This is a genomic window from Anabaena sp. EIM26 (genome assembly GCF_057568715.1).
In genome coordinates, this window is sequence record NZ_CM172472.1 from 3,359,819 (window position 1) to 3,379,232 (window position 19,414).

Annotated in this window: 19 protein-coding genes; 8 read left to right on the forward strand and 11 right to left on the reverse strand. The window is 38.6% G+C overall.

Going from position 1 to position 19,414, the window contains the following annotated elements; translation table 11 throughout:
• Nucleotides 1-221: 221 nt before the first annotated feature.
• Complete coding sequence (gene dacB / locus AC012T_RS14670) at nt 222-1,688, forward strand: D-alanyl-D-alanine carboxypeptidase/D-alanyl-D-alanine endopeptidase (protein WP_487066599.1); 1,467 nt, start codon at nt 222-224, stop codon at nt 1,686-1,688.
• A 92-nt stretch (nt 1,689-1,780) separates the two neighbouring features.
• On the opposite strand, the gene AC012T_RS14675 is transcribed toward dacB, so the two are convergent.
• Genes AC012T_RS14675 through AC012T_RS14705 form a run of 7 tightly spaced genes read right to left on the reverse strand, consistent with a single transcriptional unit; the run spans nt 1,781 to nt 5,682 of the window.
• The gene (locus AC012T_RS14675; protein ID WP_487059412.1) at nt 1,781-2,443 is read right to left on the reverse strand and encodes a Na(+)/H(+) antiporter subunit B; all 663 of its coding nucleotides are present in this window, start codon (nt 2,441-2,443) and stop codon (nt 1,781-1,783) included.
• Nucleotides 2,440-3,006, reverse strand: coding sequence for a DUF4040 domain-containing protein (locus tag AC012T_RS14680; RefSeq protein ID WP_487059414.1), 567 nt, complete (start codon nt 3,004-3,006; stop codon nt 2,440-2,442). The genes AC012T_RS14675 and AC012T_RS14680 overlap by 4 nt, the downstream gene beginning before the upstream one ends.
• Entirely contained in the window at nt 2,999-3,277 is a 279-nt protein-coding gene (locus tag AC012T_RS14685) for a monovalent cation/H(+) antiporter subunit G (RefSeq protein WP_487059415.1), read from the reverse strand. Before AC012T_RS14685 ends, AC012T_RS14680 begins: the two co-directional genes overlap by 8 nt.
• Entirely contained in the window at nt 3,274-3,531 is a 258-nt protein-coding gene (locus AC012T_RS14690) for a hypothetical protein (RefSeq protein WP_487059417.1), read from the reverse strand. The genes AC012T_RS14685 and AC012T_RS14690 overlap by 4 nt, the downstream gene beginning before the upstream one ends.
• Nucleotides 3,532-3,536: 5 nt before the next feature.
• A complete protein-coding gene (locus AC012T_RS14695; RefSeq protein WP_487059418.1) occupies nt 3,537-3,920 on the reverse strand; it encodes a Na+/H+ antiporter subunit E in 384 nt (127 codons plus the stop codon).
• Entirely contained in the window at nt 3,917-5,350 is a 1,434-nt protein-coding gene (locus AC012T_RS14700; protein ID WP_487059420.1) for a cation:proton antiporter, read from the reverse strand. Before AC012T_RS14700 ends, AC012T_RS14695 begins: the two co-directional genes overlap by 4 nt.
• Nucleotides 5,347-5,682: a cation:proton antiporter subunit C gene (locus tag AC012T_RS14705; RefSeq protein WP_487059422.1), complete on the reverse strand. Its 336-nt coding sequence runs from the start codon at nt 5,680-5,682 to the stop codon at nt 5,347-5,349. Before AC012T_RS14705 ends, AC012T_RS14700 begins: the two co-directional genes overlap by 4 nt.
• 191 nt (nt 5,683-5,873) lie before the next feature.
• Here AC012T_RS14705 and AC012T_RS14710 point away from each other — a divergent pair, with 191 nt between their 5' ends.
• On the forward strand, nt 5,874-7,001 hold the full coding sequence (locus AC012T_RS14710) for an ATP-binding protein (RefSeq protein ID WP_487059424.1): 1,128 nt from the start codon (nt 5,874-5,876) through the stop codon (nt 6,999-7,001).
• 9 nt (nt 7,002-7,010) lie between these two features.
• Nucleotides 7,011-8,510, forward strand: a complete 1,500-nt coding sequence (locus AC012T_RS14715) for an ABC transporter permease subunit (RefSeq protein ID WP_487059426.1) — start codon at nt 7,011-7,013, stop codon at nt 8,508-8,510.
• Between the two features lie 454 nt (nt 8,511-8,964).
• Here AC012T_RS14715 and AC012T_RS14720 read toward each other — a convergent pair whose 3' ends face one another.
• Entirely contained in the window at nt 8,965-10,377 is a 1,413-nt protein-coding gene (locus AC012T_RS14720) for a sensor histidine kinase (protein WP_487059428.1), read from the reverse strand.
• Nucleotides 10,378-10,658: 281 nt separating this feature from the next.
• Here AC012T_RS14720 and ppk1 point away from each other — a divergent pair, with 281 nt between their 5' ends.
• Together ppk1 and AC012T_RS14730 are read left to right on the forward strand one after the other, a co-directional pair.
• Nucleotides 10,659-12,824, forward strand: coding sequence for a polyphosphate kinase 1 (gene ppk1, locus AC012T_RS14725; protein ID WP_487059430.1), 2,166 nt, complete (start codon nt 10,659-10,661; stop codon nt 12,822-12,824).
• A gap of 217 nt (nt 12,825-13,041) precedes the next feature.
• Entirely contained in the window at nt 13,042-13,455 is a 414-nt protein-coding gene (locus AC012T_RS14730; RefSeq protein WP_487059432.1) for a response regulator, read from the forward strand.
• A 117-nt stretch (nt 13,456-13,572) separates the two neighbouring features.
• Here the strand turns inward: AC012T_RS14730 and AC012T_RS14735 are convergent, their stop codons facing one another.
• Complete coding sequence (locus AC012T_RS14735) at nt 13,573-13,755, reverse strand: hypothetical protein (RefSeq protein WP_438891112.1); 183 nt, start codon at nt 13,753-13,755, stop codon at nt 13,573-13,575.
• Nucleotides 13,756-13,919: 164 nt separating this feature from the next.
• Here AC012T_RS14735 and AC012T_RS14740 point away from each other — a divergent pair, with 164 nt between their 5' ends.
• Entirely contained in the window at nt 13,920-14,468 is a 549-nt protein-coding gene (locus AC012T_RS14740; protein ID WP_487059434.1) for a DUF2854 domain-containing protein, read from the forward strand.
• Nucleotides 14,469-14,564: 96 nt separating this feature from the next.
• Here the strand turns inward: AC012T_RS14740 and AC012T_RS14745 are convergent, their stop codons facing one another.
• Both AC012T_RS14745 and AC012T_RS14750 read right to left on the reverse strand, forming a co-directional pair.
• Nucleotides 14,565-14,825, reverse strand: a complete 261-nt coding sequence (locus AC012T_RS14745) for a CRR7 family NDH-1 assembly protein (RefSeq protein WP_015214612.1) — start codon at nt 14,823-14,825, stop codon at nt 14,565-14,567.
• 160 nt (nt 14,826-14,985) lie between these two features.
• A complete protein-coding gene (locus tag AC012T_RS14750) occupies nt 14,986-16,191 on the reverse strand; it encodes a histidine kinase (RefSeq protein ID WP_487059436.1) in 1,206 nt (401 codons plus the stop codon).
• Between the two features lie 126 nt (nt 16,192-16,317).
• Between AC012T_RS14750 and AC012T_RS14755 the strand changes: the two genes are divergently transcribed.
• Together AC012T_RS14755 and AC012T_RS14760 are read left to right on the forward strand one after the other, a co-directional pair.
• Nucleotides 16,318-17,859: a hypothetical protein gene (locus AC012T_RS14755; RefSeq protein WP_487059438.1), complete on the forward strand. Its 1,542-nt coding sequence runs from the start codon at nt 16,318-16,320 to the stop codon at nt 17,857-17,859.
• A gap of 131 nt (nt 17,860-17,990) precedes the next feature.
• Complete coding sequence (locus AC012T_RS14760; RefSeq protein ID WP_487059440.1) at nt 17,991-19,367, forward strand: S-layer homology domain-containing protein; 1,377 nt, start codon at nt 17,991-17,993, stop codon at nt 19,365-19,367.
• The last annotated feature ends 47 nt before the right edge of the window (nt 19,368-19,414 follow it).

Below are 19,414 nucleotides of genomic sequence, written 5' to 3' on the forward strand. Positions count from 1 at the left end.
TTGACTTTTGAAATACACGTAGGGTGCGTAAAGCCCTAGGGCGCATGGCTACGCTTAGAGCGGAGCGTAACGCACCTTCCTCGAAGCCTTTGGTGCGTTACGGCTTACGCCTAGTACACCCTACATATACTACATATACCTAGATTTTTTCAGAAATCAAATATGATTATTATAGCTTTAGTATGTGTAGTTATCCGAACTTAAAATTATCTACAAAAATGATTTACAAAAAAATTTCTATTAGCTTGATGCTTCTATTTATTAGTGTCCAAATTGGTGTTAACCAGCAAATAGTTCAAGCACAAACTCCAACTGCACCAGTCACTAATACAAAATCCACCTGTCCCTATCAATTACAATCATCTATAGATGCAGTTATTAATCGTCCTCCATTTAGTCGAATGCGTTGGGGAATTTTGGTCAAACCCCTCGTATCCACAAAAACTCTTTACAGTTTAGATGCAAATAAATATTTTATTCCTGCTTCTAATACCAAATTATTTACTACTGCTGCTGCATTGCAAAAATTGGGAGCAAATTTTCGCATTCGTACCTCTATTTATCAAGATAATAATGGTGTTTTACGTGTTGTAGGTAGAGGAGATCCAAGTTTAAAATATACCCAATTAACAATCTTGGCTAAACAACTACAGCAAAAAGGTATTCGTGAAATTAATCAATTAATTGCTGATGATAGTTATTTTCAAGGTGAAGTTGTTCATCCTAGTTGGCAATGGGAAGATGTACAGGCTTATTATGGCGCACCAGTCAATAGCTTAATTTTAAATGAAAACGCTTCTATATTAACATTATCACCTCAAAATATTGGGCAACCTCTAAAAATTAATTGGGCTGAACCGATAGAAGGATATTGGTGGCAAGTCGAAAATAATTCTGTAACTACTCAAAAAGATGAACCGGGTTATGTTGAAGTTACCCGTGATTTAAAAGGACAAACTTTACATATTAATGGACAGTTACCTATTAATTCCAAACCTGATATCACAGCTTTGGCTGTTTTTAATCCCATTGATAATTTTTTAAGGCATTTTCGGCAGAGTTTAGCATCAGAAGGAATTGCTGTTAAACAAACATCTTCTAGCAGTGATATTGGTAAAAATGAACAAGAAATAGCATCTGTTGAATCTCCACCTTTGTCTGAGTTATTGGTAGAAACAAATGTAAATAGTAATAATTTATATGCTGAGGCTTTACTCAGGACTATAGCTAATAAACAACCACTAGAAAAAAATCAAACTACTGTTAATGTAGGATTGCAAGTTTTAAAAACTACTTTAACTGAATTAGGAATTGAACCAACAAGTTACATTTTAGTAGATGGTTCTGGATTATCTCGCAAAAACTTAATTAGTCCAGAAGCTTTAGTACAACTTTTGCAAATTATGGGTAAATCTTCCCAAGCAGAAGTGTTCCGTTCTTCCTTACCTGTTGCAGCTATGAGTGGGACTTTAAAAAATCGCTTTCTTAACACATCTGCTCAGGGAATTGTGCAAGCAAAAACAGGTACAATGATGGGTGTAGTTGCCCTATCTGGATATATAAATGCACCTAATTATGAACCTTTAGTGTTCAGTATTATGGTAAATCAATCTGAACAACCTGCAAGCATTGTTAGAAAAGCAATGGACGAAATTGTAGTTGTATTATCACAAATAAAGCGATGTTAATATTATGTCTTTGAGATTGATAGCTTATTTTATGGGTAGCGCAATTTATCATAGTAATTTTTCTGATACTTTGCGCGAACTCAAACTCAAAGCTACAACAAACCCCGATAACGAATAAAAATCAAAAGAACTGCCCAAGATCCTAACGCTACCTTCACAGCAACTAGGATATTTAATATCGGCAAAATGCCACCACTAAATAGCGTCCCTAACTCCCCATGTGGTAACTCTATTCCCGACAAAGTTATCACTGATAAAACGATAAAAACTAACACCGAAATCTTCTCCCAAATAGCAGCATGATAACGCTGGTAAATATCCTGCATCCATTGGTATGATGAAGTGATTGCTATTAATCCAATTGCTGTTCCACCTGCCACACCAGCAGCAAAACCACCCCCAGGACTCAAATGTCCTCTAATTGCTAATTCAATACCAACTAACGCCGCAATTGTCGCCCCCAAACGAGCTAAAATAATGGATGGTTGATCCTTGAATTGATAAATTGTGCAGGAAGGAGTTTCATTAGCGAGTAAAAAATTAGCTCCGAGAATAGCAATTGTAAATACAATTACTTCAAAAATAGTATCATATAGACGATTTCGGAAAATAATACCTGATACCGCATTAATAACCCCACTTTCTTTAACCACTGTTTCTGTAATAGAAATATCTGCTAAGTTAGGTGCTGAATCAGGTAGAATTAGCATTTTTACAAACAAAGCTATTCCCGCGAAAATGTAAACAAATTTCATGAATTCTTCTCCCCTAAATCTAAAAGATTGTGATAGGTTAAAATTGTATTTGGTGATGATAGTTCGCTTTCTACGATCTTATAAATGCGTCGTACTCGAATCGCAGTTTTGTAAGTTTTATGTGTTTGCTCGGTTTCTTCAATGAGCGCACAAGTTGCATGAACTTCTTTTTCTATCAAAGCCTTTTGCAAACATTGATTACTGTTGTAAGGTACAAGTTCCAAACGCATATAATGTTTATTAAAAATGCTACGGAAGTTGTGTATCAGTTCTTGAAAATTGCTATCCTGATTTTTTTCTATTGACTGTTCTTCTATTACACCCAAACGTAAAACTAAGGATGAACGTACCGCCACTGCATAGAGAGTAATAGATAACATTGTTCCCATCAATGCTTCTGTTAAAGCTACATCTGCTGCTCCTAAAACTGCATCTACCATTGCTGCTACTGCACCCAATACCCCACGCATAACTAAGGCATGGTAGGGGTTAACTTGAGTGACTAGCATTCCCGCAGTTAATGGTAACAAAGCAATAATTAAATAGAGATAGGTATCATTCATTTTTCGCCTCTTCAGTTGAACAGTATGCTAATACATAACCAAGCATAGTATTCCAAATTGCTAAGGAAATAATGCCCAAAATAAGTAATGGCCATTCACTGGGTATTTTTAGTAATAATCCGACAATAATAATCATTGAACCCAGAGTATCAGCAACAGAAAGTCCGTGTAATTTGAATAATACTGATCTGTTGCTGACTAGATGAGAAGTTCCCCAAAACCAAAAAACTATGCCTATGCCAATACAGATATAACTAATAATGTTGATCATGCTTCACTCAATCTCCTCAAAATATGTGCTAATAACATTAATCCGGCATTTCCTACACTCAAAATAATCGCTGCTACTACACCAATCATCCAATCATCTCTCGAAACAGAAATGACTAAAATGATGATTGCTGCTTTACTAGAAATACTGGCAAAAGCTAACATTTTCTGCCAGGTATCATCGGTTTTCCAGGCTTCATAAATGGGGATAAGTAAAGCCACTATCATGGCTATTAAGACTATTTCTAGATTCATGATTATTATTTCCCCCTGGGTTTAATGTAGTGGACTTCATAAGAGCCTTCTTCTTCATGGTGTTTAACAACTATAGTTTTAGGTGTAAAGGTAATGAGAAATATATCTATGAAAACTAGGAGAGGAGAACGTTTAATTTTCACTGTTTCCATAATAATTTCTTCTTGCTGATGAGGAAAAAAGATAATTTCAAATGCCTCTTTAAAAGCCACCGGAATAGCGACCAAGATTTGACTGAGAACCTTGACCCATTCTGTTAATTTTTCCCGTGATGTGTAGCCACGTGGTAAGAGAAGGGCAATTGTTACGCCAATGATAATATTTATCAAACTCACATCTGATGTGAGTAAAAACCAAATTGTTAGTCTTAATATCAAATGTCCGATCATGCTAATGCCATCCAAAATAGCAGGATTAAAGTTAGACTCATTACACCAACTAAATGCTCAAATTCTTCAAATACACGGGGTAGATATATTGCTAATCGTTTGAAAATCAGATGATATGCTAACCAACCAACGGCTATAGTTGCGATCGCTTTGGTAATGTCGGCAATATTATAAGCTTGTAAATAGACAACATTTGCTGCAACTAAACCAGTCAGCAAGAATATTACTGCTACCCAAAAACCGGGTTTTACTTTTTGTTCATCGTCTTTTTTATGGGGTAAAAAGATAAATTTAGCAAAGGATATGGCTGTTCCCACTGCTGCCACATTCATGGCTATCAATTGCCAAGATTCTAAATTTTTCAGAGTTAACACCTTGGCTGCAAAACCTGACAATAAAGGAAAACCAGAAATTGATAAACTGGCTATAACTAAGACAATCCAAATCTTAGTATTAATAAGTTTATATTGCAGTTCTTTAAAATTGCGACTGGGTAAAGAACCCGCAGTCAGAAATAAAGATGATTTTACCACTCCATGAGTTAGGGCATAAAAGCCTCCTACTTCAGGTGCAGCGAGTATCCAGCCTAACTGGGAAATAGTGCTAAATGCTAACAGGCGCTTGGTATCTTTTTCTAAAACAGCATAGGATACACCCAGCAAAGCTGTTCCCACACCAAAAATATTGACTATGGTATTAATTTCATCAGAAATGCCAGCGCAACGCAAAAGGGGTAGAACACTGGCTTTAACGACGATACCTGAAAGCAAAGCGGAAACTGGAGTTTCTGATTCTGAATGTGTTAAGGGTAGCCATAATCCTGAAACAAAAATCCCAGCTTTGATTAATAGTCCGAGAAAAATTAATGCTAGTGCTTCTGGTGGTGAACCCTTTAAACCTGCAAAACTAAAGGAATGATGTGTTTGATAAACCAGCGCCGCACCCACCAGATAAAATAACATGGCTGTGTTGCTGACAAACAGATAGCGTAAACCTACCCAAATTGAGCGATCGCTTCGAGGATATGCAATCAACAAAAAAGCAGCTATCCCGCTGACCTCTAAAGCCACATATAAACTGATGAAATCTGCACAGATAAAGGCCGCATTCAGGCTACCATGCACAATAATCATCTGGGCATAGAAAAAAGCCGTTTTATCACTACCCCAACAGTAGAGGACTACAGCAGCCGTTACCAAAGCATTAGTTAAGATAAAATAGGCACTTAACTGGTCAGCGACTAAAGTGATACCAAAACTATCCAGTAAATTCAGATTTAGAGGTGATGGTTCTAGAAATAGTTGCACTGCATAAGCCGCAGATGCGATCGCACCCCACAGCGTCAAATGTCGGTTAAGTTTGGGAACTAGAAAAATAATGAACCCTAAAAAAAATGGGATTGCAACCCAAGCAATAGTAATAGTATTCATGGCGTATTATTGTTCTCAATCTCGTTGCTTTCCAACGTCGGATTATCCTGTGCCAACTTCATGACACCAACTAGCATCAAAGCCTGAATCGAAAAACCGATGACGATCGCTGTTAAAATCACTGCTTGGGGAACAGGATCAGCATAAGCAGCTTTTTTTACCTCAGAAATAATCGGAGTAAATAAACCTTCTCGTGATGCAATTAGCACGTAAAAGGCAATCACCCCCGTACTCATCACATCCATCGAGACAATCTTCATCACCAGGTTTTTTTTGAGGATGATGCCGAAAAACCCGCACAGTATTGTTGCCAGTACGCACGCTTCTAACACAAAAATTACCTATTTAATAATTTAATAAGGGATAGGGGATGTGTCCCCGACTTCCTTGAGTGGGGATTTGGATATTAGGTTGTTTTTCAGTTGTATAAAGTGTTAAATTATTAATAGCACGAATCTTTAGTGCTAAGTTCGTTAAAGCACTAAATTATTTAAATGATAATCATAATTATACTTAATGATTTATGTTTTCCCTAACAGCGCGAACCACAACCAGAGTCGAGAAACCCGTGAACTTGGATTTGTCTACTTCTTTACAATTAATTGGGCGTTCCCTAGAATTTCAGCGCATTGTAGAAATACTTGCCCAGGATGGTGATTTGCTGATTACTGGAGTCCCTGGAAGCGGAAGACGGACTTTAGTTAGGGTAGCAGCGCAGGAAGTGAGTGCAGTGGTTTTGGATATAGACTGTATCCGTGCTACAGATGGAGAAAGATTTTTGCAATTATTAGCAGAAGCAATTAGCCAAAACTGGGAATCAAAAAAAATCGAAAAATGGCTTCAACAAACTGCAAGTGAGTTTTTTATATTTAATGCAGAAAGTAAACTTAAATTAGTGCGTTCTCTGGATCAAAAACAGCTATGGCAAGCATTTATAATCTTGCTTGATCTGTTGCAAATCATCGCTGTTGATTTAGATCAGAGAATAGTTTTAATTTTACAGAGTTTCCCTCATATTCGCTCTTGGGATCGCAATAGTTTATGGGAATCAAAATTTAGACAAGAAGTTAAAGATCATCCTCATGTTAGTTATGTTTTACTGGCGACAATTGGTGAGACAAGCAATCATACAGATGAGAATAGCTATTCAATAGACACAATCCAATTAGTTCCTTTAGCCAAAGATGTTTTAGCATTGTGGGCAAGAGAAATTTTACATACAGAAAATCTTAAATTTGATCCTCATTCCAAAGCATTACAAATATTCTTAGATGCAGTTCAGGGAAACGTCGGTGATGCGATGACATTAATTCGCCGATTATTAACTTTGCCACATCATCAAGGGTTAATTACTGAACAAGAAGTACAGCAAGTCATTGAAGGAATGCTCAAAGATTTATCTATAACTTATGAATCTTTATTAATGTTACTTCCTGCAAGTCAGATACATCTTTTAGAATGTTTAGCGATTGATCCTACAGACAAACCACAAAGTAAAGAATATATCCAAAAACATGGACTTTCTAGAGGTGGTAGTCTCCAAGGTGGTTTAACCGGGTTACAAAATAAAGGTTTAATTTATAATGCTGAACAAGGTTATCGGTTAGCTTTGCCTTTATTGGCTTTATGGTTAAAACAAAGATTGAATTAATCAATAAAAATGTTTAAATGTACTTTTGAGCGTTGTTTGCATTGGTGTTTGGTGCTTGGGTTTAGTTGTTGGTTATTAACTGGCTGTAGTGTCAATTCTGTTGATGGGAAAACTTTGCGAGTAGCTACTGAACCAGCGTTTCCTCCTTTTGAGTTACAGGGGAAAGGTGGTGAGTTAGAAGGTTTTTCAATTGATTTAATGAGGGCGGTTGCGAATGCGGCTAATTTTCAGGTAGATTTTCAGAGTTTACCGTTTGATGGCATCATCCCCGCACTGCAAGCAAAAACCATAGATGCGGCGATTAGTTCAATTACCATCACCCCAGAGAGGGCAAAAACTGTAGCTTTTTCCCGTCCTTATTTTAAAGCCGGATTAGCGATAGCAACTCGCACAGATAATCAAGATATCACTAGTTTTGACAGTCTCCAAAATAAAAAAATCGCCGTCCAAATTGGAACCACAGGCGCAGAAAAAGCCAAAAGTGTCATTGGGGCGCAAGTTAGCAGTTTTGATTCTGCACCTCTAGCACTGCAAGAACTACTCAATGGCAATGTCGATGCAGTTATTAATGACGCACCCGTAACGTTATACGCCATTAATACAAATAATCTGCAAGGAATCAAAGTCATACAACAATTGCTAACAGAGGAATTCTACGGAATTGCTACCGCTCAAAATTCCCCTTATTTATCTTCGATTAACCAAGGTTTAACCAAGATATTAGAAAACGGAACTTATCAACAAATTTACCAAAAATGGTTTAAATCCACACCACCAATTTTACCAGAAAAATCATTATTTGCCAATCAAAATACAGATAAATTAAATTCTCTTAGTTTAATATGGCAATCTTTACCCACATTATTAATTGGCGTATTAGTAACATTGCAATTAGCATTAATATCAATCATATTTGGTTTAATTTTTGGTTCATTAATTGGTATTTTTCGCCTTTCTGCACTTAAACCTGTACATTGGTTAGCGAGGGCTTATGTAGATTTTTTTCGAGGCACTCCCTTACTCGTGCAGATATTTATGATTTACTTTGGTTTACCGGCATTTTTTCAAGAATTAGGTTTTACCTTTTCATTAAATCGCCTTGTCGCTGGAGTAATTGCTTTAAGTTTAAATAGTTCTGCCTACATTGCCGAAATTGTTCGGGCTGGGATTCAATCAATCGAACTTGGGCAAGCAGAAGCAGCGAGTTCACTGGGTTTAAATCCTTTACAAACAATGCGCCATGTTATTTTCCCCCAAGCCTTCCGACGCATGATTCCACCTTTAGGTAATGAATTTATTAGTTTATTAAAAGATACTAGTTTAGTAGCGGTAATTGGTTTTGAAGAATTGTTTCGTAAAGGACAGCTAATAGTGGCAGGAAATTATCGTGCCTTTGAAATTTATGCTGCCGTAGCTGTGATTTACTTGTGTTTAACACTGATTTCTTCTCAAGCCATTAGTCAATTAGAAAAATGGATGAATCCGGTTAATTCAAAATTAGAAAATTAAATGTCTGCGATTATTAGCAATTCCAAAATTCAAAAAACCGCTATAAGAGGATGTTTGAAAAGTTTAGGGACGTATAATTGTCATTCTGTTCGCGTTCACGTAGTGTGCCGTAGGCATAGCGTGGCGTTAGCCATGTGGAGTCTTACGCAACGAAGAATCTGGAGTTTAGCCCACATACTGAGATGCTTCGTTCCTCAGCATGACATGGAAGGAGACTTTTCAAAAAACCGCTATAAGAGTTCCCTAAAATGAAAAAACTTTGTACCTCACGAGTATGGGAACGGCTATATTGCATTAACGTGAGTTCGACATAAGATAATTTGTGGAAAACTCGCCACAAGTAAGAGTCTCAAACCCTTATTCTCTCGCCCTTAAAAATCATAACTCCGTTCGCGTAGCGTCTCCGGAGGAGAAACTCCGAACTCCCAACACCGAACTCACATTGCATTAAGCATTAATTTTGAAGAGTTATTGGTAAAGTAACGGTGAAAGTAGTACCTTGACCAACGATACTATCGACTTGAATTTGACCTTGATGACGTTCGACTATAGCTTGCGCGATCGCTAATCCTAATCCTGAACCTGTGGTATTAGCTATCTTTGGTGTCTGATGAGTACGCGCTGGATCAACTCGATAAAATCGGTCAAATAAGCGTGGTATAGCCTCTGGAGGAATCCCAACTCCGGTATCACTAACTTTTATTTGTAACTGGGAACTGGTGTAACGCATTCCCGAAACCCGATTTATTCCCTCTAATCTCGCTAACTCGATTTTTACTTCTCCTTTAATCGGGGTATATTGCAAAGCATTACTAATCAAATTTGTACATAAACGCACTAGTTGATCCCAATTCCCTGTTAAAGTAAACCAATTTTCTAGCAATTCGGGGTTGAGTTCTGATGGCGGATCAATTAAATTGAGAATTAGCGTAATGTCTTTTTCTGTAGCTAAAAGTTGCTGTTCTTCCACAACTTCTATTAATAAAGCATCAAGAGGGCATGGTGAAAAAACCTCTTTGCTAATACCACTATCCTGTCGTGCGAGAAATAGTAAATCATTGACTAATTTACCTAAACGCTGGGTTAAACGTTCTACAATTTTTAATTGTTGTCGATAATTTACAAAATTATTCGCTGTTATCTCTGCTAATTCTAAATCAGCAAGGGCTACTTGGACATTGGTTTGAATTAAAGCTATCGGGCTTCTGAGTTCATGGGAAGCATCAGCAGTAAATTGTTTGAGACGTTGGTAAGATTCCCCTACTGGTTCCATTGCTTTACCAGAAAGAAACCAACCACTAGCTGCTACAGAAATCACCATTAATCCAGTACCCAAAGCCAAATCGAATATCAACTGACGACTGGGTTTAGTCACTTCAAACCAGGGATGACTGACGCGCAGATAGCCTAATACCTGTCTTCCCATTTCTACTCTTTGTGTGATTTGTCTTAATAAGAGTGGTGAGTGAGGATCACTATCACCCCATTGTCCCATTCCGACTACGCGCACAGTTTCCCCAGTGGGATTGTTATGAATGGGAATATCTAAAGGTTCGGAGAATGTTGACCAAAGTAATTTTCCCGTGGGGCTAAACCATTCTAGATCAATGTGATCATCTTCTGCGTTATCAGCATTGTTGCGAAAACTGGCTTCTATATTGACGCGAATTTGATTAGTTTGGAAGTTAACTGGTTCAATGACGAGCGATCGCTCTACTACTTCTACTACATGATTCAAAGTATCATCAACTCGTTCAACTAGCGTACTGCGAACATATAAATACACACCAGTCGCAAACAGGAGTAGTAAGATAGCAGTAACAGCAGTGTACCAAAGGGCAAGACGGCGACGAGTGGCTTGAAACATTATTTTTACCAATATAGGACTTACGCAAGATTAAACTCAAAACCTGATTCTTGCGTAGGGGTAATTCATGAATTACCCCTACTTCCGTTCTGTTTTGCGTAAGTCCTGCAATAATTCCTTGATGGTACAAGCCCCCGGATTGATCTGTGGAACCAATCCAAAATTTAAAATCTAAAATCTAAAATTGGATGTGGTTGTTAAATTTCACTTAACCAAAACTGACTATATTGATTAAGACTTCTCCCGTTGGCTGCGCGACAGCTACTCACTCCTAAGTAATCATGCCAAAACCCAAAAAAATTAACCCTACCATTAATCTGAATGAGTCACAATACTATATAAACCGCGAGTTAAGCTGGTTGGAGTTTAATAGTAGAGTGTTGCATGAGGCTTGTGATGAGCGCACACCACTACTAGAACGCCTCAAATTTTTAGCTATTTTTAGTTCTAATTTAGATGAATTTTTTATGGTGCGAGTTGCAGCACTCAAGCAACAGGTAGAAGCTAAAGTTAACTTATTAACTCCCGATGGACGCACACCACAACAACAACTAGATGATATTCGCTCAAAACTCAGTCCCCAAATCAAAAAACAAAATGAGCAATTTGAGCAGATTTTACAACCTCTATTGGTAAATCAGGGAATTTACATCCTCGATTACATAGAATTAAATCAAAAACAGCGCAGTTATCTGGATAATTACTTTAAAGAACAAATTTTTCCCGTTCTGACTCCTTTAGCTGTTGATCCTAGTCATCCCTTTCCTTATATTTCCAATCTCAGCTTAAATTTGGCTGTGGTGGTAAAAAACCCAGATACGGAAGAAGAATTTTTTGCGCGAGTCAAAGTTCCTAAAGTTTTACCGCGTTTTTTACCTTTACCCGCAGATTTAGCAATTCAAAATCAGGGAAAACCTGTTTATTGGTCAGGTGTACCTTTAGAACAAGCGATCGCACATAATCTCCAAGATTTGTTTCCAGGGATGAATATTCAGGAATATCACCCTTTCCGCATTACTCGTGATGCTGACCTAGAACTAGAAGAAGACGAAGCCGATGACCTGTTATTAGCCATTGAACAGGAACTCCGCAAACGCCGCATGGGTGGAACTCCAGTCCGCTTAGAAATTAAATCTCAAACTCCAGAATCAGTACGTTACAGGTTATTGCAAGATTTAGAATTAACCGACAACGATATTTATGAAGTAGATGGTTTGCTGGGACTGCGAGATTTAATGTATTTTATGGCTTTACCATTACCAGAACTCAAAGAACCTCCCCGTCAATCAGTCGTCCCTTCCCGCTTACAACGTCTGAGAGAACCAAGCGTCAATCCAGATTTATTGGAACTAGAAGAAGGAAAAGACTTCTTTGCCATTATTCGAGAAAAAGATTTGCTAGTGCATCATCCTTATCAATCTTTTTCTGGGACAGTGGAACGCTTTATTACCCATGCAGCCCATGACCCGAATGTGTTAGCAATCAAAATGACTCTCTACCGCACTTCTGGAGATTCACCAATCGTTAACGCTTTAATTGCTGCTGCGGAAAATGGCAAACAAGTTTCTGTGTTGGTGGAATTAAAAGCCAGATTTGATGAAGAAAATAATATTTACTGGGCTAGGCGTTTAGAAAGAGTTGGTGTCCACGTTGTTTATGGTTTGGTAGGTCTAAAAACCCATAGCAAAATTGTCATGGTGGTGCGGCGGGAAAAAGACCGGATGCGTCGTTATGTGCATATTGGGACTGGAAATTATAACCCGAAAACAGCACGACTATATACAGATTTAGGGTTGTTTAGTTGTCGTGAAGAATTGGGTGCTGATTTAACAGATGTATTTAACTTTTTAACCGGTTATTCTCTCCAAAAGACTTATCGAGAAATATTAGTTGCACCAGTGAATATGCGCGATCGCTTTTTTGAACTTATTCAGCGAGAAATCGAAAATGTCCAAAATGGATTTTCTGGCCGCATCGTCGCTAAAATGAATGCCCTCGTCGATCCCAAAATCATCGCTACCTTATACGAAGCCTCCCGCGCTGGAGTCCAAATTGACTTAATTATCAGAGGTATTTGCTGTTTACGTCCAGGACTCAAAGACATCAGCGATAATATTCGCGTCATCAGCATCATCGGCAGATTTTTAGAACATTCTCGCATTTTCTACTTTTACAACAACAGCCAAGAAGAAATATATATTGGTAGTGCTGACTGGATGCGCCGCAATCTAGACCGTCGGGTAGAAGTAATTACTCCAATTAGAGACCAAGATATTGCTAAAGATTTGCAAGAAATATTGGGAATTATGTTGGCAGATAATCGTCAAGCTTGGGAATTACAACCTGATGGTAGTTATATCCAAAGACTTCCCAGTGATGATTGCACAGAAACTAATTCACAAAAAAATCTCATGTCTATGGCATTACGCTCTGTAGGTATGACTTAAAAATCTAAAACCTTAAAAGAGACGCATAAATATACCTTGAAAGGTGTACTAATTTAGGAGTTTTTAAGAAAAATTTATTTTTTCTAAAAACTCTCATCATAACTTCATCATTACTTCATAAATAAACCCCATTTATTCCACCATAAGATAGAGTCAAGAATGACACTAGTTCCCATAAACTATAAGAATTCTTGTATGTAGTTGTCTGTGGCCGGGAATGTTAATGTTGTCCTGTGAGTCTTCTGTCTTGCGTGTCTTATTGGTTGATGATCATGAATTGACTCGTTTAAGCCTGCAATTAGCTTTTTCTTGCCAAGAAAATATGCTGGTAGTAGGTGTAGCTAGTAATGGTCAAGAAGCTATAGAAATGGTCAAAATTTCTCAACCTGATGTGATTGTTCTAGATTTACATATGCCAGTTATGGATGGTTGGCGAGCATCTAGTTATATTAAATCCATATCTCCTAATACTCAAATTCTGGCTTACTCCTCGATTGATGATGCACATTTGCAGCAGACAAAGGCGATGCCTAACTTCGATGAAGTTTGCAACAAAGATGCACCTACAACTCAACTCATCGCTTTAGTTAGACAGATGGGCCAGCGTGCTATCTATCAAAAATTCAGTTAGAGGCTAAATTATCTAAATTCTGGTTCAGAAAAAATTATTTTTAAGTTTATAAGTGTCGGTTTAACCGTAAATTTACGGTTGACCGACGTTCTATTCTATCTTCAGAACCAGTCCAGCTTAATTAGTTCCTGCTTCTGGAATAGTGCGGCGAAATTCATCAATTAAATCATCTAATTCTTCTAAAGCCTGATTGACATCAACTCTCAAAGTTCCTAGATTGGGTTGTTCTAATAGACTCAGCAGGTAGTCACGTTTATTCTGTACTACAGCAATTCGTTCTTTAACTGTTTGCAAATCCATTGTTTTTTCCAGTCTTAATAAGTATTCTCAGTTTTTAACTTAACGCAAAATAGGATAAAAGCTTCAGCTTATTTCCTAACGTATTTTTAATCGTGTTGCCAAACTACCGTAAGGTTTTATGATTATGAAACTAAGATGTGACGTAATTATATTAACCTCAAATCATGCTAGGCAACATTTCTTTGGGAACACTCGGTTTAACCGTGGGTAGCATATTAATCATAGTTGGCTTTGTCGCCTATGCTGCTGATAATGCTTCTCTTAATCTTGTGGGATTTTTCTATGGGTTTCCTCTCTTCTTGGGAGGTTTAGCACTCAAAGCCAATGAACTCAAGCCCATCCCTTTTAGTCAAACTACCACACCGTCAGTGTTGGAGTTAAGGAAACAGCAAGCAACTGTGACTCAAAACAGAGTTCGTACTGATATCACACGATTTTGCTATGGTCAAGCAGGTCATTTTGATAGGGCGCTTACTTACCTGGGTTTGAATCCTAGCAACGACGAACGACCAATAGTTACTGGTTTGCGAGAAACAGAAGTTAATGGGGCTTATTGTATTATTTTAGAATTTGATTCACCCCTCATTCCGCTGGATATTTGGCAAGAAAAACACGAAAAAATGATCAAATATTTCGCTCCTAATGTTGATGTGAAAATTACACAACCTAGTGAAGATAAAATTGAACTGGAGTTAATTACCACTCAACAATAATTGCTGGTAATGGGTAATGGGTAATGGATAATGGGTAATGGGTAATGGGTAGAAGTTCTTTCAATGACCAATGACCAATGACCAATGACCAAATATTTACTTTTCTAGTCGCACTGCATACCACTGTAAATATTTTCCAGGGCCAATATCTAACTCACAACTGGTATCTATCAAGTATTGTGCTTGATCTGATACCAGTTTAAATTTCTGCACATCAGGAGGTAAGTCATCAAATGGAAGTTGCTGCAAAGTATTTGCCAACTTTTCTAATAACTCTGATGTCGTCAAAAATTGTTCTGGTTGGTTTGTTTCCAGAACAACAAAGTTATCCTGTTGATACATTAATGGATTTGGCATTTATTAAATTGCTTATTAAAGTTCATGTAAGCATTTAGTTTTCTTCCCTTAAGGGTCTTACTTCACTTCCTTCTACTTCTGTTCTGTTTTGCGTAAGTCCTGACTCCTGACTCCTGCCTCCTGCCTCCTGCCTCCTGCCTCCTGCCTCCTGACCGCTTATCTAAGACGGATAAACTGGTAAAGTAAAGTGGAACCATGCACCCCCATTAGCGGATGAATCTACCCAAATTTGACCATAGTGCGCCTGGATAATGCGTTGGCATAAAGAAAGACCAATTCCATAACCATCTTTGCCTTCATCACGTTGCAAACGGAAATGATTTTCAAAAATGCGATCGCGGGTTTCTAGGGGAATACCAGGGCCAGTATCACCAATACTAAATTGGATTTTTTGAGTGGTGCGGTGCAGTCCAGCAATACTAATAATCCCGCCTTCTGGTGTGTATTTAATGGCATTATCCAAAAGGTTAACTAGCACTTGGCGGATACGTTCTGGATCTGCATATACAGAGGGTAAATCGCTGGGGATATCTGTTTCTATTTTTTGAGATTTGGCAATATAGCGATCGCGCAATTCCTCCAAAACATCTAAACTGAGCTTACCCAATTCCAGCTTTTGCGGTATAATCGGGAATTCCGTATCATTACCACGGCCAACTTCTAACAAATCAGCTATCATCCGATCAATGATTCGCGTTTGACTGCGGGCTTGTTTTAATAAATGGACAATCATGCCCGGTTTTAGACGCTGGAATTCTCCCCTATCAGCATTGTAGTTAGATTGGAGAGTTTCTATAGCTATAGCCGCCGCTGTTAAAGGATTGCGGAGGTCATGTGCCAACATCGCCATCACTCGATCTTTAAACTGTAGCTGTTCTTGCAGCTTTTCTTTTTCTTGCTTCAAGTGAAAAATTTCATCTGAAAGCTTGATTAACTCAGCAGAAACAGCCACAGAACGGATTGTAGATTTAGGTGAAATCACCAGGACATTCTCATCCATACATTCATGTAGATCTTCCTGTAGCTTTAAAAATGCGTCTACCGCAGATTGCCAGCGAGGCCACCAGTTTTTCAATTCGGCTATGATATTACTGCCAGCCAGACTTTGCTGGGGTTCAGGGTGGATTTTGATTAAGGCGGGCGTAGCTACCAATTTGAAGTGTTCCGCCAAATAGGGTTGTTGCCCGACATCAATGATTTGAAGTTCAAAACTATACTCAGCTTCTAGTTCTTTTAGATAGGCGCGTATTCGCTGTACCTGTTGTCGGGACTTCGGTCGCCCATCGACAAACAGCAACAGCTGGAGTGGAGCCTCAGAATAGATAGGCTGATCCTGGGAAACTTGCATGTAATCGTGTTTCAGCACTGGTAACAACCTGGCGACGCTTTACAGAAAGTAAACTAGATTGACGGTTGTCGATGGTCGTTGTTTTCTTCCAATTTAATATCTATTTTAGATTTTTCATACTCTTATCTGATCTACATTTTTGACATGAGTAAAATCTTTTTGGGACTTTTGCTTCCTTTTTCACTAGTTTCTACTCCCAACTTCACCTTAGCTATGGAATATAAAGCGGGATTTGACTTGAGTCAAAATAAAGCGGAATTTGACCTGAGTCAAAATCTGGCTTCAGAAGAAGCTACTGAAAAATTTTATACTACAGCAGTGCAACTAGTACAGCAGCAAATTTATTTAGTAGCCCGTCTTGAGCAAGCATTTATTGATCCAGACCCCAATAAAATGAGATCCGTACGAGGACAATTAACTGTTCGTACCTATGCTGTGGAAAGGTTTCTTACGCGTCAATACTCAAGTCCGAAAACATTGTGTAATTCACGAGGAGAATTTTCCCCACAGTCTTCTTTAGCTGTCCAGTTAACTGAGTCCCAATCACAAATTTACTGCTCTTTGTACGCTTCTAACCAAGAATTGTTGAAGTTGTACCCAGTTATAGATCGGTTGTTGTCTAGACGAGGTGAGTTAGCTTTAGTTAAACCCCTACCCTTAGTTTCTGGAGAACGACAATCAGATCCGGTACTTACCATTGCACCAGTGCAGCTTCCTAATCTTGGCAAACCAGCCACACCTTTTGCTAGTAGGGAACCAAATTTAACTTCATCTCCATTACCTGTAGTTGGCAGCACTGCAAAAACAGCACTAGCTAACTATGTAGCGCCCATGCAACCTGCTATTGCTGTACCAGAGGAAGCTGTTAGTACTCTTAAAACTGCTAATCAAATCTTGACAGCAGTCCAAAAAGCATTTCCCGCAAATATTAAATTTATAAATCCTCAGGAAGACGTTGCGACACTTGACCGTTTTGCTTACGACATTGATTCCCAAGAAAGACAAACCTACGCTCATTTTTTGAAACTGCCTAACACGGGAATTTTCCGAGTTTTACCTGATTCAGCTTACCGTCGTCCGCTGAATCTTCTCCAGAATAGATTGCAAGCCAGTGTTAGTGAGCGTTATCCTTTTCCCTCGGTGGGTGAGGTGAAGGGAGATTTTAATCCTAGTTTAGCACTGAAGATGATGGGCGATAACTTCCAGTTAGTCCATCAAGGAATAGATTATGGCTTCATCATAGATGTGGGTGATGTGCCATTAGCAAAATTGGATGAAAAACTACAAGCTGTTTCTGCCTCTACGGGAGAATTTTTGCTTAATTACCAGCCTCCGAAGCAGTTGGAAGCCTTACAAATAGACAGACGGAGGTTTTTAACAGGTAAGGATCAGAACTGGCAGGAGCAGCAAATATTTTTAGCTGGTGCTACAGCCAAAATAAATCATACTTATTTAGTGCGATCGCTTCAATTCCAACTTCCAGAAATTATCTTAAATCGTCAACCCATTTCCCCCCAAAATAGCCGCCTTACCCAGCAAATAGGACAAATACCTAGTAGTGATACTATTCTTGCCTTCCGCGCCGTCCGCCGCCGCCCTGATGGCAGTTACACCATTCTCTGGCGAGTTCTCAAACAGTTACCCACACCAGAAATTGAAGATTTAGAGAATTATGTCAATAGGTGAATAGGTGACAGGTGACAGGTGACAGGTGACAGAGGGAGAAGAGTTTTTCCTAATTACCAATTACCAATTACCCATTACCAGTTTCGTTGAAAATGCTAGGGTAGAAACGGAAACTCGATTTGTAATTTCCTGTGCTGCTCTATAAACGTCCACTTATCTTTCTCAGTTTGGCTGTTTTACTTTGTTCCTTAACAGCCTGCGCTAACGGCCCAGCCGCTAAAAATTTGGAGCAGTCTTTGGCGGCAGACCCCAGGCTGCAAACTAATCCTGCGGTTTTTGACGAAACTAAGAGTAAGGAAGTAGCAACCGCATCCACAGTTCAGTTACCTGCTGACTTTCCCCAAGATATTCCCATATATCCCAATGCCAAACTTGAAGAAGTTAAACCTGCGAGTAGTTCAGAAAATAAATCAGAAAATAAAATAAGTACTCGTTGGCAAAGTTCTGACCCCAGCAATTTAATTGCCAGCTTTTACAGTAGTCAGTTCCAAGGGAATAACTGGCAAATCTTGCAACAGCCAAAAGATGATGTCGAAAGCGCTTTTGAAGTAAAACGAAATAATTTACTGTTGAACGTAACAATTAAACCAAAATCAGTTACCAACGCTGCACCCAATCAACCCCAAACAGCAACTGAATTACTACTTGAATACGTAACTAATAATACAACTACTTCAACTCAACCAAATACCAATTCTAGCGAAGTTCCCCAGTCAAGTGATCCAACATTTATTGGCCCTGTTTCACCCGCTACAGTTCCCCCCACTACAAATGTAGTTAAATCGCCAATAAACCAATCTGAAACATCTAAATCTCAAGAATTCACCGATTTAAATAAAGTCCCACCAGAATGGCGACAACACATTCAAGATTTAGCAACCTTAGGTGTGTTGTCCATAGAACCAAAAACAACTAAAAGCAACTCCACAACTCAAACTAAGCTTCTTGAACCCAATAAAATCATTACCCGCAGAGAATATGCACGTTGGTTAGTGGCTGCTAATAATGCCATGTATGGTAATAATCCCGCTAAAAAGGTGCGTTTGGCATCAGAAAGCAATCAACCCGCTTTTAGAGATGTTTTAGCCAAAGATCCTGATTTTCCGGCAATTCAGGGTTTAGCCGAAGCTGGTTTAATTCCCAGTTCTCTATCTGGAGATGCTACAGCAGTTTTATTTCGTCCTGATGCACCTTTAACACGAGAACAATTACTATTGTGGAAAGTACCTTTAGATACTCGCCAAGCTTTACCTGCTGCCAATTTAGAAGCAGTCAAACAAACCTGGGGTTTCCAAGATACAGAAAAAATTGAGCCTAAAGCATTAAAAGCAATTTTGGCAGATTTCCAAAATGCTGAACAATCAAATATCCGGCGAGTCTTTGGCTATACAACGCTGTTTCAACCCAAGAAAGCCGTGACTCGTGCTGAAGCTGGTGCAGCTTTGTGGTATTTCGGCATTCAGAGCGAGGGAATAACAGCAACTGAGGCTTTAAAGTTAAAAAATTAAAAACCAGAATAGACGTTTTTAGCTTTGTCTACTAAACACGGTTGGGA

Bases quoted from the DNA above. Each gene is read 5' to 3' on its own strand.
- AC012T_RS14675 (WP_487059412.1), bottom strand. From the start codon at position 2,443: ATGAAATTTGTTTACATTTTCGCGGGAATAGCTTTGTTTGTAAAAATG.
- AC012T_RS14680 (WP_487059414.1), bottom strand. From the start codon at position 3,006: ATGAATGATACCTATCTCTATTTAATTATTGCTTTGTTACCATTAACT.
- AC012T_RS14685 (WP_487059415.1), bottom strand. From the start codon at position 3,277: ATGATCAACATTATTAGTTATATCTGTATTGGCATAGGCATAGTTTTT.
- AC012T_RS14690 (WP_487059417.1), bottom strand. From the start codon at position 3,531: ATGAATCTAGAAATAGTCTTAATAGCCATGATAGTGGCTTTACTTATC.
- AC012T_RS14695 (WP_487059418.1), bottom strand. From the start codon at position 3,920: ATGATCGGACATTTGATATTAAGACTAACAATTTGGTTTTTACTCACA.
- AC012T_RS14700 (WP_487059420.1), bottom strand. From the start codon at position 5,350: ATGAATACTATTACTATTGCTTGGGTTGCAATCCCATTTTTTTTAGGG.
- AC012T_RS14710 (WP_487059424.1), top strand. From the start codon at position 5,874: ATGTTTTCCCTAACAGCGCGAACCACAACCAGAGTCGAGAAACCCGTG.
- AC012T_RS14715 (WP_487059426.1), top strand. From the start codon at position 7,011: ATGTTTAAATGTACTTTTGAGCGTTGTTTGCATTGGTGTTTGGTGCTT.
- AC012T_RS14720 (WP_487059428.1), bottom strand. From the start codon at position 10,377: ATGTTTCAAGCCACTCGTCGCCGTCTTGCCCTTTGGTACACTGCTGTT.
- ppk1 (WP_487059430.1), top strand. From the start codon at position 10,659: ATGCCAAAACCCAAAAAAATTAACCCTACCATTAATCTGAATGAGTCA.
- AC012T_RS14730 (WP_487059432.1), top strand. From the start codon at position 13,042: ATGTTAATGTTGTCCTGTGAGTCTTCTGTCTTGCGTGTCTTATTGGTT.
- AC012T_RS14735 (WP_438891112.1), bottom strand. From the start codon at position 13,755: ATGGATTTGCAAACAGTTAAAGAACGAATTGCTGTAGTACAGAATAAA.
- AC012T_RS14740 (WP_487059434.1), top strand. From the start codon at position 13,920: ATGCTAGGCAACATTTCTTTGGGAACACTCGGTTTAACCGTGGGTAGC.
- AC012T_RS14745 (WP_015214612.1), bottom strand. From the start codon at position 14,825: ATGCCAAATCCATTAATGTATCAACAGGATAACTTTGTTGTTCTGGAA.
- AC012T_RS14755 (WP_487059438.1), top strand. From the start codon at position 16,318: ATGAGTAAAATCTTTTTGGGACTTTTGCTTCCTTTTTCACTAGTTTCT.